Raw genomic sequence first — 12,591 nt, forward strand, 5'->3', positions numbered from 1 at the left:
TTTTATACTTGCCACATCAGTTCGCATACGTATAATGCCAAACATCGAAAGGGCAATGCCCCAAGATAATGCCGGTATGGTGAAATTGGTATACACGACGGATTCAAAATTGATTGCTTTTAAATATAAGCTATTGATATAATTGAAGTGTTGCTGATTGTTGAGACGTGATAACCGCGTGATAACTATATCGGGATAAAAAATCTGTGCCTGCGTGTTGGAATTGGTAGACAAAGGGGATTCAAAATCCCCCGCCGAAAGGTGTGGCGGTTCGAGTCCGCCCGCAGGTACCATCATTTAAAAGAACCGCCTTATTGGCGGTTTTTTTGCGTTTGGGAAAGTTGATTGTGACGAAAGATAAAAACAGAACTGTATCTGAGATATTTTTAACTATTGCTCGGTATCTTAACCAAAGACCAATTCTTACAGCGCTGATTGTTGTAACAATAATCCTAGATGTAATTTGGTTGAACTATGCAAACTTTTATTCAAGAGGGTTGACTGTATACTTTGAGCGTCGGCCAGAAGAAGCTTTTAGTATTGTAGGTGTTGCGATATTTGCAATTGTAATTCTGGTTAAGAAGGTCGATAAGTAGCCTTCCGAACCTCGGTTTCTGTCTTGTTGGTCTTTCCGCTCTCACAATCTGATTTTTTCTCAATGACGTAGCAAGCGGTCTTGGTTTCAATACTGTTAAAACTATCAATAATAACGCTATTAGTAATATTTTTAGTATCAGGTGTAGGGTTAACAAGACAACAAACCAAAATTAGAATCTCATTCATATTGAGTCACCACGCCGTTCCTAATGTATAGCGGTTTGGTGCTAATATCCCAAGACTCCTTAAAGTCACCTACATAATAAATGTTATATCCCGCGTATCGAATCTCTCTACCATTTCGTAGAATCACACTGCCATTATCTCCAAGAATAAAGTCTTTGTTCTTGTACCTCTTACCAGACAGCCCTCTGCCTAATGTATTCATGAACACGACTGAACATCTATGTTTCTTTAAAGAAGCTAGTATGCCCCTGCGTCGCTCCGCTACCGTCTCCGCACTTTCAATACCAAGACCGCCTTGGTCAAATGGTTTCATCAAATCATTATCAGTGCCATAAAAACCATCCTCAATGCGTTTCTCTTGTTCTGGGGTTAATATATCAGGAGGTAGTTTATTCATATTTTGCCCACTCGTTACTCATCGATTGCCAGATACTTATTAACTGATTGGTCTCAGGTGCATTTATTTCGTTCTTGTTTTGGTGAAACAAATCGACAATTTCCTGACAACTATGGTTTGTCATCATCTTATGGGTTGCTAGTTCCTCAAAACTCCAAACCTTTTTAGGGTTATCTATGCGGGTTGTGTCGGACTCGGACTCCGTTTCGGAGTCGCGGTCAATCTCGGCCAACTCCGATTTTAGTATCAACATATCTCGTTCGTGATTGAACTGCATTTGTTTGATAACAACGTCTTTCCATGCACTAGCCAGAATATCGTTATCAATCTTGAGACCACTAACATCTACGCCCTGTTTGATTAACTCACTAACCACCTTTATAGAATCGTTTTTCAATGCATTGCGGAGTGTAGTGTTTCGGTGTCGTGACTCTACACTTTTAGATTGAGCGACCTTAGCCGTCTCGCTGTTAAATTGGGCCATTGTGACCTCCATTTGGTATTAATTATTATATTTATGCGATAGCGCGGTTTTAGCGGGGAGTTGCGACGGGTATGTGAAAATAGCGGGAATGGGACAAACTATACATATCGGAGTGTATAGGTACGTACCTATACACATATTTGAAATACATAGTCTAGAACGAGCCCCTCACACATATGTGTCGGATAGCTATCTATGTCATGCTGAACGCTCGCCAGTAGCTCTGGTTGCTCCCTCTTAATCCAATCTAGTGAGACATATTGCATGTAATGTTTACCGTTCTTAGGACGCTGGCCAAGTACTTTAAATCGCGTGTCTGTAATCGTGTTTCGTAAGTAATACATTTAAACCCCATTCCTTTGTACATATCGAAGTGCTTGCTGAACCATGTTATCCACGCCCTCACTAAACAAATCATCGTCTACGCCTTGGATAAGGTCGTCTACGTTAATTTCGTCATATGGTTTTAGAACACGGTTGATATCAATGATAGATTGACCTTTCAAACTCGCATTATCTATAAATGCTACTATCTCGCCGTCATCATTTTCTTTCTCGATAACATCAAACTCTCCAATGTTGGGGAAGCTCTTTGCTAATGTATATCTCCCATCTGAAATGTGGCCAACACAAAACTCGTGTTCAAGCTCATTACTCGTAAAGTAGATTGAAACGTAATCATCGCTATTGCTTTCTGCTAAATGGACTAGAAAACCATCCTCTGGTAGATAACTAATACTCTCATCTAGTGCCTTTTCGTTGAGACTTACACTCTCGTACATTTCAACGTCACTGATATCATCAATCAAATCTGTAATATACCAATTGCCAGAACTACCTTTAGCTAAATGGATTTGCATTCCGCTGTCATGAAGCGCCTGAAATTTAGTTCCACCCCCACCAGCCCCATCAGATAAGAAGACTGCATTGCCATCATCATCTGCTCGGCCAATCGCCTTTGATAAATCACCATCATCAGCTTTGGATTGAAAAATAATGTTGTGGTGGTTTGTTACTAAACTTTTTCTTGTTTGTTTAATAATCATTTACCTACTCCAGAATACAGTTTTGCAGCCTCATAGAAATCAGCTGCCTTTACAATATCGTTATCATCAGAACCGATTTTGCTAACGATAATCTTATCCTCATACTCCCAGAATGTGGTGCCATCAGTATGTATGTTTCGATTGTTACTATCGGTGGTCTGTATTTCCAAACCCCATAGTTTTGCGACCTTATCTAAAACATTCATTCGGAATCCTCCAGACGTAGGGCCAACCATTCAGCAAACGGGATTTCATTCTCAACGGTTCGCTCCCATAGCCTGTACAGCAAAATAATGTAATCTTGCTTAATGGAGTGCAATTGCATTAAAGAATGGAGTTCTGTTGCAACCCGTCTTTGTTTCGCGCTTGCGAACTCTGTAACCAGTTCATTAAACGTCTTTGTCGCTGTCGCTCTCTGGTGTGCTGCCTTAGCTTTCTCAAGAATCCGTTTCTTGTTTTTCTCATAATATCGTTGGTCTTTGCCTGCCATTTTGTTTGTCCTAAAAAAGCACTGACCGCGAATCAGGTCGGCCAGTGAAAACTCAAATTTATTGCGTCTAATTTCGGAATTACGGGGAGACGCAAACAACCTGCCGTAAGTGGGTTGTGTCATCCCCTTACACACCTATTTAGTGGTCGTAATATTACGATTCTCAGATACAAAAAAAGCGACCCGTTAAAGGTCGCTTTGAATTCACAAATAAAATGCATGTAAAGGTTGTGTGTGGGTTCACTACGTCCACATCAGTATTTAGTTCCAGTTTCTAATCACTGTATGACGACTAACATCTAACAACCGTGCAATCTCGCTTTGTCCTTTGCCCTCGGACTTTAGCCTTTGAATATCATCAAAGTGCCTTGAACCTGCTTTGCGTCCTAGTTTCTTGCCTTGTGCTTTAGCGCGCTCTAAACCCTGCTTAGTTCGTTCTATAATTTTATTACGCTCGAACTCAGCAAATGTACTCATAAGTTGTAGCATCATCTTGCCTTCAGGTTTGGTTAGGTCTGCTACTGGTAGGTCATGACATACAAGAATAATTCCTTTTTCCAGTATATAACTTACTGTTTGTTGAACGTCGATATTATCGCGCCCTAGTCGGTCTAGTTTCAGAACTACCAACTTATCGCCTTTCTCTAGTTTTTGCTCAATGAGACTTTTAAACGATTCACGCTCTAGTGCTTTTGTTGAGCCACTAACAACCTCAGATACAAGTCTATGAGGTTCGACTTTATAACCAAGGGATTCGAACGCGGTTACTTGATTGGCAGTTGTTTGGTCAGATGTACTTACGCGGGTATAGAAGAAAGTTCTCATTGCTCAACCTGTATCATCAAATGGTGTAGCAATAATATATTGTAGCAGAAACTATTAGTCCACAATTAATGATACAGCCTTTGACCTGCCTCATGTGTAGCATTAATCGTTCGTTTTTTGCTACATGTAAAAGATTAGTTATTGCGCTAGGAGTGGGATAACTGCCAACTACTACACAGATTGCTAGCTCATCTATATGATACAATTTGCAAATCACTAAACAAGGAAAGCATGAGTATGGGAAATGTTATAGGGACAATATTTAGTTGGTTAATGATGGGGGTCTACATCCTGCTGCCATTAGGTTGGGTTTACTGGTTATGGATTGCAATTAAGATTGGTGGTTTTGCCATGTTTGCTGTAGCTCTATTCCCCCTAACTGCACCTATCGCATCAATACTGGGAGGTTGGAGTTTTTTGTTTGGACTCCCTCAATGGGTTGTAAGTATGTTCATTGCTTAGATACTAAACTGAGAATTGTTTTTATCGACTGCCGTGGAAAATTACATGCTCGTATTTTTTCACGGATTCGTGAACGAGCACCTTATTATATTAATGCGTTTGAATCCTCCTGCCTGTACAGTTAGGGAAAATCAAAACGGAATATCTAATGAAGCAAATAACAGTAAATGTAGCCGACCTTGTAGTTGGAAAGCGTCAACGACCTGTTAGCAAAGACAAAGTTAATGAGCTAGCCAAATCAATCCATACTATCGGAATGATTTACCCAATCATTGTTCAAAAAGATGGAATTACCATTGTTGCTGGCGCACACCGCCTAGAAGCCTTAAAGCTACTTGAGCATGACACTGTAAGGGTCAATGTTATTGGTAATGATGCTGACGCGAAATTGATTGAGGTTGACGAAAACCTTAAAAGGTCAGAATTGACATTCGCACAAAAGAAAGAGCACATCAAAACCCGTATCCCTGAAATTATCAGTAAAATGCAAATTAGTATTTTCGAGGAAGCAGTGCAAGAAAGTGTTGATAATGGAAATCTATCTAAACAGGATAAGCCCCTAGTTATCGACATTCTAAAGGGTGCCAAGCCCCTTAAAGATACAGATAAAAACAAGGTTAAAGAAGCTGTTAGCAAAGCTAGGAATCAATTAGAAAAGCTTGCAATACAGGTTGTAGAGGGAGAGCTTGGTGTAACTCAACGATACATCCGTGACGCTCTTAGAAAGAAAGCCAAACCTGTCACTAAGGACGTTATTAAACCAATGACTAGCAAGACCGTTGCTATGGATTTCAAGAAGAACACCAAAACAAGAATTAATAATGTTGTTGAAAAGCTCATCCAAATAAATGACGTAGACCAGTGTGAAAGCAAGATTGCCGAACTTAATGCGATACTCGATAAGTTCGAAGAAAGTGTGACAAACTAATCTATAAGCGTGTCTATGTGATTATACCGCTACGCGGTTGTGCCGACTGCGTCGTCACCATTACTTTTCAAACTTAAAGTCTCTATTAAGAAGTACACTATATTTGAATTTGAAATGCCACAAACCATTACGTTGGTATGTGATTAGTCGGTCACTCGTCCCTCGTTCCCTCTGTCGCTTTGCGACACAGTGTTAATCTCATTGAATGGAGTCTTTTTAAACGTGGTGACGATTGAGCGAGGAACGAGCGATTGAGTGCGCGCCAGCGCTAATGCTGCATACCAGAAAGTGTCCATAATCAACTCTTATAAGTACTATATAGGGTTGGTCAGGGACACTTTCTGAAATACCATTACGTTGGTATGTGATTAGTCGGTCACTCGTCCCTCGTTCCCTCTGTCGCTTTGCGACGCAATTCTAATTTCATATTAATGAAGTCTTTTTAAACGTGAACCATTAGTTATTTGGGGTTAAATTATTGATTCATATGCATTATTCACGTTGAAATGTACTTATTTTGTCGCGAAATGTACTTATTCTGTCATTGTATAAATACTGGTATCAAAGTTTACCACCCACAGAAACCGTGGGATAATAAGTCTTGTTGGTAAGCATCAACATTAACAGTTAGGTATGACTGACCTCATACTTGATAATTCTTAGAGACACCTTTCTAGTCAACTGGTGTTTTTGAAATTCCGTTTGAGCTCCTACTTTTTAGTAGGTGTCTCTAAGGGTTATCAACTGTTCATTAAACGGAATTTAAAATGACCAAGTCAACACACGTGTTAGACGTGTTTCAGAACAACCAATACATCCCACGGAAGGGGTGGAATCTCAAGAATTTCAAGGTACAGGACAAGGACAACATCGTCCCACTCCATGACCCTAAATCGTACAAAAGGTGTCAACAACCCATCTATAAAGAATTACGAGAAATCAATTTCCCTCGTAATAGCAATGTACGACTATACGAAAAGTTGAAAGCTATCTGTAGCCTACATAAATGTTGGTTTAAAGTTATTACCAAAGGTAAGCACCTTAGAATATACGTACTAAATCCTGATAGTTGGGAAATCAATTTCTTTCATTACACCAAGAATAAAATATCTCATTTTAATGGAATTGCTCATTTCACAGAGAGTAGTCACAAACTATACGTCGCACAGGAGACCATTTTGAAGAATACAAATAAAAGAGTTTTGCCACTCAAGAAGAATGCGAACCTAGAAGAAAATACCGCTCATAATAATGAGATGGCTGACGTGATTAATGAGCTAACTGCCGAGGTTGCAGAACTCAAAGCGTTGATTGCTGAGTCTAATGTGAGCGCGTAGGTATATTAGGAAACGAAAAACCCCCGAACCTCTTAATTGAGATTCGGGGGTTTTTCTTTTGTATAACGAGTCTTTCCTAGCGGGGAGTTGGTCGCTCTACAATAGTATTTAGTAGGTATAAGGTTTGGTAGTAAGCTCGTAATCATTAAGCTCTACGTGCTTATAATCCCCTATATTATCTATTACGTGGGAATAGTGATTTTCTATCATCTCAACGCTTGTGCCGCATCGCCTAGCGATTTCAGCGAGATTATTACCTCGTTGAATGCTTGCAGTAATAAACGTGTGCCTCAAGCTGTACAGCGTCTTGTCTGATAACGAATCTAGCTTTAAGAATGCTTTCATCTGAGTAAATGTTTTCTCATAGGTCGGGAATTTACCATTCACAAAGAAGACGTTCACATCTTGTTTTTGTAAGTATGCTAAAACCTTATTAGTGTCGGTGCTTTCTGTATAGTCGATATCGAAAAGGTTGTGTATGTTAGCTGCCCGTATGATTGCATTGATAGCTATATTGTTAAGATAAACTAGCCTATTACGTTTCTTGCTATTCTTGATTTTTCCTTTTGATATTCGTACATAGACCTTTTCATTTTCAACGACGATATCACTAAACTTGAATTTCATTTCCTCGCCAGCACGAATGCCAGTGTTAACTAAAACCCTAATGTAGTTGTACATCATTGCTCTAACATCAGTCGTTTTGTAGTTGCGTGAACTATCTACAAACGAATCATAATTATCATAGATTTCTGATAGTTCATCGGTTGTGATTTGCTCTCTTACCTCTACGTTTTTTGTCTCGACTTTTGGGAATGGCGGAATAGAAATCACAACATCATTGATAAGAGCCTCATTGAATGCCATTTTGATTGCACCTTGGTGAGTTCTTAACTGTGTAAGCGATAGGGTGGGTTGTTCGCGGAAGTACTTAATAAAACTACCTTGTGTAATTTTAGTAATATTCTGCTTGCCGAAGTAGGGGATAAGGTGGGTTGTTAGAACTCTGATATAGTCTTTGTGAATCGGTTTACTCGTCTTACTTTCTTGCATATGACGGATAGCTAGATTCGCAAACTTTTGGAATTTGTGGTGTGTTACGAAGTCCATGCCGTTATCCTGCATTCCCTCGATTGTATATTTTAGCTTGTACGCAAAATCAGTAGCTTTTTGTAAGTCCGTTGTTTTGGTACTGCGTCTAATTTCATTCTTATTGTTAGATTCTCTATAGACAGCATACCAGTAAGGACTACGCTTTATTTTCGTTAGATACAGACGTTCATTTATAACCATTTCTACACACCGTGACGTGATAACTATTCGTGATAACTTTGAATGTATAGTAATTTCACCTTTAAGTACAGTGAGTTATAAATGCGCATTCAATTCAAAATCCGTTGCCTTCGGGCGTGGCGGTTCAAGTCCGCCTACCGGTACCATATTTAAATGATAAAGCCTCGACGAAAGTCGGGGCTTTGTTGTATCTGGGGTATAGGAAGTGTTGCCTTCGTGATGGCGGCATGAAGGTTTCTTCAATCAGACGGATCTATATGTGTCACTCCTAAATCCCATAGTTTCCCTTAGCTATTCGATCTGATAATGAATTAATTATCTTAAATCATGATGTTACCTGACATTCTCCCTTCTATTGTCTATGTTTAAAGGACTAACAGAGGAGAGAAATATGCTGACAGTAACCCCTTACTTATTTTTTGATGGTCGTTGTAGTGAAGCATTGGATTTTTATCATAAGTGTTTTGGTGGTGTGGTTTTATCTAAGCAACTTTTTAGTGATGCACCACAGGCAGTCGAGGGGGCTCAACCTGATTGGGTGATGCATGCTGAGTTTGAAGCGTTTGGTATGAATCTGATGATGTCTGATGGTGTTAAGGCAAGGGAACTCGAAGGGAATAACCTTGCACTCTCTCTTGTTACTGAAGACACCGTGACTCAAGAGCAAATCTTTGAAAATCTTAAGCAGGGTGGGCGTGTGATGACTCCTCTAGCGGACACTTTTTGGGGATCTCGGTTTGGTAAGGTTGAAGATAAGTTTGGTATACGTTGGATGATACATTGCGATTCTTTAAATTGAACCTGTGAAATTGGATAGTGAAATTGCTGCTTGGTTTTATTAGAATTATAAATAGAGATTAATCATCAATATTATATAAAAATGGGCAGCATAAAGATTACCGTAGACCGCATTCAGCCCGGTCTGCATATACGACTCCCCGTAAAATGGAATGAACACCCATTTTTATTCAACAGCTTTAAAATCAAAGATGAAGCTCAAGTAAAAGTCATTCGACATCTTGGGATTAAGCACGTCTATATAAACCTGAGTCAAAGTGATACCTCACCTTTACCTGTTAATCACTTAGGTGAACAAGAAGTCGATATTGATTCACAGGTAAGTCTTGAAACGGAAAGAATGTGGAAAGATAAGCATGAGCGTATCGAAATCCTTAGCTCTTACCGCCGCAGGGTGAGTCATTGCGAGAGAGAGTTTGAACGTTCGCTTGCTCGAATGCGCTCTGTGATGGCTAAGATCCGTAACAGACCTTTAGATGCGGTGGGGGAGGTAAAGGCTCTTGTTGACGATATCGTTGAAACTCTAGTGAGCGATGATAACGTCACCTTGCATCTTATGAATGCTAAAGCGGATTTCGAAGACATTTACTTTCATACTCTAAATGTTTCGGTTGTTGCACTGATGATAGGTAAGGCCAAAGGCTATAACACACAGCAATTGAAAGACCTCTCATTCGCAGCGTTGTTTCACGATGTAGGTAAAATCAAAATACCAGTCGCGATACTAAGAAAGCAGAGTGCCCTTACAGTCCCTGAAGAGAACTACCTGAAGCTTCACACCAAATACGGTGCGGACATCGTTGCGGGAATTGATGACTTTCCGGAAAATGCTAAAAAGGTGATCGCTCAACATCATGAGATGAATGATGGCTCTGGTTACCCAGAGGGCTTAAAAGAACATGAGATTGATGAGTTTGCCAAGATAGTCGCAGTGGCTAATGCATTCGATAACCTTTGCCATGGTAAAACTCAATCTCAACAAATGATCCCGTATTTGGCTCTGTCCCATCTATATAAGAGCTGCAAACATCTATATAGCCAAGATAACTTGGGGCTGTTGGTTAAGTTCATGGGGGTCTACCCACCAGGAACCGTAGTACAACTTTCAAATGACTCAATTGGGATTGTGATATCCGTTAACGCTAAACATATGCTTTATCCAAATGTACTTATCTATGATCCTAGCGTGCCAAGAACCCAAGCCCCGATCATTGACCTTTTTATTAAAGAGATCAAAATCGTTAATGCCGTTCATCCAAGCAGGTTACCTGAACAAGTTCGAGAATATCTAAGCCCTAGGGCTCGTTTATCTTACTTTTTTGATAGAGGAGAGTAGTTATCCACAGGTCGTTGTGGGTAATCTGTTCGGAACTTGGGGTGAAAGTGGTATAAACAAGCTCTTGGTTGAAATGTCTTCGCTTAACCTCTTTTTTCAATAAAAAACGCATTTATTGCTTGCCAATATGAGCGGCATCTCTATAATGCCGCCTCACTGACACGGTAGACGCCACAAGGCTTCAACGAAGAATGTTAGTAAGGCAACTAGCTTTAAGTGATAATTCGCTCCTACTTTTAGAAAGTAGAAATTAATTTTTAAAAGTGTTTGACACTGAGAATTAAATCGCTAGAATGGCCGCCTCTTACGAAGTGATGTAAGTCACAACGAAGAGAAGCTCTTTAACAATTTAAACCTATCAATCTGTGTGGGCACTCGTTGATGAATATCAAAACGTTTTATCTTCCCTTTTTATTAAGAGAAGTAAAACAGATTCCTCGGAATCAACTTTGGTTTCAATGAACTGGGTGACCAATACGAATAACGACTTTCTCTTGTAGAAAGAAGATATTTGGCACAGTCAATTCATTATCTTTCTGTTGGAAAGATAATAGCTTTAGAATTACTTTTTGTAGTTTTGAAGTCAGTATTCATTGAGCCGACAAAATCTTAAATTGAAGAGTTTGATCATGGCTCAGATTGAACGCTGGCGGCAGGCCTAACACATGCAAGTCGAGCGGAAACGACACTAACAATCCTTCGGGTGCGTTAATGGGCGTCGAGCGGCGGACGGGTGAGTAATGCCTAGGAAATTGCCTTGATGTGGGGGATAACCATTGGAAACGATGGCTAATACCGCATAATGCCTACGGGCCAAAGAGGGGGACCTTCGGGCCTCTCGCGTCAAGATATGCCTAGGTGGGATTAGCTAGTTGGTGAGGTAATGGCTCACCAAGGCGACGATCCCTAGCTGGTCTGAGAGGATGATCAGCCACACTGGAACTGAGACACGGTCCAGACTCCTACGGGAGGCAGCAGTGGGGAATATTGCACAATGGGCGCAAGCCTGATGCAGCCATGCCGCGTGTATGAAGAAGGCCTTCGGGTTGTAAAGTACTTTCAGTTGTGAGGAAGGGGGTGTTGTTAATAGCAACATCTCTTGACGTTAGCAACAGAAGAAGCACCGGCTAACTCCGTGCCAGCAGCCGCGGTAATACGGAGGGTGCGAGCGTTAATCGGAATTACTGGGCGTAAAGCGCATGCAGGTGGTTCATTAAGTCAGATGTGAAAGCCCGGGGCTCAACCTCGGAACTGCATTTGAAACTGGTGAACTAGAGTACTGTAGAGGGGGGTAGAATTTCAGGTGTAGCGGTGAAATGCGTAGAGATCTGAAGGAATACCAGTGGCGAAGGCGGCCCCCTGGACAGATACTGACACTCAGATGCGAAAGCGTGGGGAGCAAACAGGATTAGATACCCTGGTAGTCCACGCCGTAAACGATGTCTACTTGGAGGTTGTGGCCTTGAGCCGTGGCTTTCGGAGCTAACGCGTTAAGTAGACCGCCTGGGGAGTACGGTCGCAAGATTAAAACTCAAATGAATTGACGGGGGCCCGCACAAGCGGTGGAGCATGTGGTTTAATTCGATGCAACGCGAAGAACCTTACCTACTCTTGACATCCAGAGAATCCAGCGGAGACGCAGGAGTGCCTTCGGGAGCTCTGAGACAGGTGCTGCATGGCTGTCGTCAGCTCGTGTTGTGAAATGTTGGGTTAAGTCCCGCAACGAGCGCAACCCTTATCCTTGTTTGCCAGCGAGTCATGTCGGGAACTCCAGGGAGACTGCCGGTGATAAACCGGAGGAAGGTGGGGACGACGTCAAGTCATCATGGCCCTTACGAGTAGGGCTACACACGTGCTACAATGGCGCATACAGAGGGCAGCGAGCCAGCGATGGTAAGCGAATCCCAAAAAGTGCGTCGTAGTCCGGATTGGAGTCTGCAACTCGACTCCATGAAGTCGGAATCGCTAGTAATCGTGAATCAGAATGTCACGGTGAATACGTTCCCGGGCCTTGTACACACCGCCCGTCACACCATGGGAGTGGGCTGCAAAAGAAGTAGGTAGTCTAACCTTCGGGAGGACGCTTACCACTTTGTGGTTCATGACTGGGGTGAAGTCGTAACAAGGTAGCCCTAGGGGAACCTGGGGCTGGATCACCTCCTTATACGAAGATATTGACGATGAGTGTCCACACAGATTGATATGTTTAAACAGTTAAGAGTAACCTATGTCCCGTTCGTCTAGAGGCCTAGGACACCGCCCTTTCACGGCGGTAACAGGGGTTCGACTCCCCTACGGGATACCATCTTTAAGCACATTTATTTAAGTGTTTTTAAAAATGGTTCATTTTATTGAATCAAGCTCTTTAACAATTTGGAAAGCTGACTGATTAACTGACTTACGAGTCATGTT

The 12,591-nt window shown here is 41.4% G+C and carries 15 protein-coding genes, 2 tRNA genes and 1 rRNA gene; 9 read left to right on the plus strand and 9 right to left on the minus strand.

What is annotated here, in order from left to right:
* Positions 1 to 208 precede the first annotated feature (208 nt).
* Together OCV24_RS01965 and OCV24_RS01970 are read left to right on the plus strand one after the other, a co-directional pair.
* Positions 209 to 293: transfer RNA gene (locus OCV24_RS01965), tRNA-Leu, on the plus strand.
* Positions 294 to 347: 54 nt separating this feature from the next.
* Positions 348 to 596, plus strand: coding sequence for a hypothetical protein (locus tag OCV24_RS01970; RefSeq protein ID WP_150878816.1), 249 nt, complete (start codon positions 348 to 350; stop codon positions 594 to 596).
* A 179-nt stretch (positions 597 to 775) separates the two neighbouring features.
* Here the strand turns inward: OCV24_RS01970 and OCV24_RS01975 are convergent, their stop codons facing one another.
* The 7 genes from OCV24_RS01975 to OCV24_RS02005 all read right to left on the minus strand — a co-directional run bounded on the left by OCV24_RS01975 (position 776) and on the right by OCV24_RS02005 (position 4,025).
* Positions 776 to 1,180 (minus strand): hypothetical protein, encoded by a 405-nt coding sequence (locus OCV24_RS01975; protein ID WP_150878818.1) that lies wholly within the window; start codon positions 1,178 to 1,180, stop codon positions 776 to 778.
* Positions 1,173 to 1,664: a hypothetical protein gene (locus tag OCV24_RS01980; protein WP_150878821.1), complete on the minus strand. Its 492-nt coding sequence runs from the start codon at positions 1,662 to 1,664 to the stop codon at positions 1,173 to 1,175. Before OCV24_RS01980 ends, OCV24_RS01975 begins: the two co-directional genes overlap by 8 nt.
* Before the next feature lie 128 nt (positions 1,665 to 1,792).
* Positions 1,793 to 2,008, minus strand: coding sequence for a hypothetical protein (locus OCV24_RS01985; protein ID WP_150878823.1), 216 nt, complete (start codon positions 2,006 to 2,008; stop codon positions 1,793 to 1,795).
* Positions 2,009 to 2,710 carry a hypothetical protein gene (locus tag OCV24_RS01990; RefSeq protein WP_150878825.1) on the minus strand — a complete coding sequence of 234 codons (702 nt, stop codon included), beginning with the start codon at positions 2,708 to 2,710 and terminating at the stop codon, positions 2,009 to 2,011. It abuts the gene before it with no gap.
* Complete coding sequence (locus OCV24_RS01995) at positions 2,707 to 2,916, minus strand: hypothetical protein (protein ID WP_102483557.1); 210 nt, start codon at positions 2,914 to 2,916, stop codon at positions 2,707 to 2,709. Before OCV24_RS01995 ends, OCV24_RS01990 begins: the two co-directional genes overlap by 4 nt.
* Complete coding sequence (locus tag OCV24_RS02000; protein ID WP_150878827.1) at positions 2,913 to 3,200, minus strand: hypothetical protein; 288 nt, start codon at positions 3,198 to 3,200, stop codon at positions 2,913 to 2,915. Before OCV24_RS02000 ends, OCV24_RS01995 begins: the two co-directional genes overlap by 4 nt.
* Positions 3,201 to 3,461: 261 nt before the next feature.
* Positions 3,462 to 4,025 carry a recombinase family protein gene (locus tag OCV24_RS02005; RefSeq protein ID WP_150878829.1) on the minus strand — a complete coding sequence of 188 codons (564 nt, stop codon included), beginning with the start codon at positions 4,023 to 4,025 and terminating at the stop codon, positions 3,462 to 3,464.
* A gap of 237 nt (positions 4,026 to 4,262) precedes the next feature.
* Here OCV24_RS02005 and OCV24_RS02010 point away from each other — a divergent pair, with 237 nt between their 5' ends.
* Positions 4,263 to 4,487, plus strand: coding sequence for a maltose ABC transporter permease (locus tag OCV24_RS02010; RefSeq protein ID WP_150878831.1), 225 nt, complete (start codon positions 4,263 to 4,265; stop codon positions 4,485 to 4,487).
* A 148-nt stretch (positions 4,488 to 4,635) separates the two neighbouring features.
* On the plus strand, positions 4,636 to 5,415 hold the full coding sequence (locus tag OCV24_RS02015; protein ID WP_150878833.1) for a ParB/RepB/Spo0J family partition protein: 780 nt from the start codon (positions 4,636 to 4,638) through the stop codon (positions 5,413 to 5,415).
* 143 nt (positions 5,416 to 5,558) lie between these two features.
* Here OCV24_RS02015 and OCV24_RS02020 read toward each other — a convergent pair whose 3' ends face one another.
* Positions 5,559 to 5,711 (minus strand): hypothetical protein, encoded by a 153-nt coding sequence (locus OCV24_RS02020; RefSeq protein ID WP_167514275.1) that lies wholly within the window; start codon positions 5,709 to 5,711, stop codon positions 5,559 to 5,561.
* An 882-nt stretch (positions 5,712 to 6,593) separates the two neighbouring features.
* On the opposite strand from OCV24_RS02020, the gene OCV24_RS02025 reads away from it, so the two are divergent.
* The gene (locus OCV24_RS02025; protein ID WP_167514276.1) at positions 6,594 to 6,752 is read left to right on the plus strand and encodes a hypothetical protein; all 159 of its coding nucleotides are present in this window, start codon (positions 6,594 to 6,596) and stop codon (positions 6,750 to 6,752) included.
* Positions 6,753 to 6,860: 108 nt separating this feature from the next.
* Here the strand turns inward: OCV24_RS02025 and OCV24_RS02030 are convergent, their stop codons facing one another.
* Entirely contained in the window at positions 6,861 to 8,045 is a 1,185-nt protein-coding gene (locus OCV24_RS02030; protein ID WP_150878835.1) for a site-specific integrase, read from the minus strand.
* Between the two features lie 391 nt (positions 8,046 to 8,436).
* On the opposite strand from OCV24_RS02030, the gene OCV24_RS02035 reads away from it, so the two are divergent.
* The 4 genes from OCV24_RS02035 (at position 8,437) to OCV24_RS02050 (ending at position 12,484) form a co-directional block, all read left to right on the plus strand.
* Positions 8,437 to 8,844, plus strand: coding sequence for a VOC family protein (locus OCV24_RS02035; protein ID WP_150878837.1), 408 nt, complete (start codon positions 8,437 to 8,439; stop codon positions 8,842 to 8,844).
* Positions 8,845 to 8,925: 81 nt separating this feature from the next.
* Positions 8,926 to 10,179 (plus strand): HD-GYP domain-containing protein, encoded by a 1,254-nt coding sequence (locus tag OCV24_RS02040; RefSeq protein WP_077680900.1) that lies wholly within the window; start codon positions 8,926 to 8,928, stop codon positions 10,177 to 10,179.
* A 611-nt stretch (positions 10,180 to 10,790) separates the two neighbouring features.
* Positions 10,791 to 12,343: ribosomal RNA gene (locus OCV24_RS02045) — 16S ribosomal RNA — on the plus strand.
* A gap of 65 nt (positions 12,344 to 12,408) precedes the next feature.
* Positions 12,409 to 12,484, plus strand: a tRNA-Glu gene (locus tag OCV24_RS02050).
* Positions 12,485 to 12,591: the final 107 nt, after the last annotated feature.

It is taken from the genome of Vibrio kanaloae (assembly GCF_024347535.1).
In the GTDB taxonomy this organism is placed as follows: Bacteria; Pseudomonadota; Gammaproteobacteria; order Enterobacterales; family Vibrionaceae; genus Vibrio; species Vibrio kanaloae.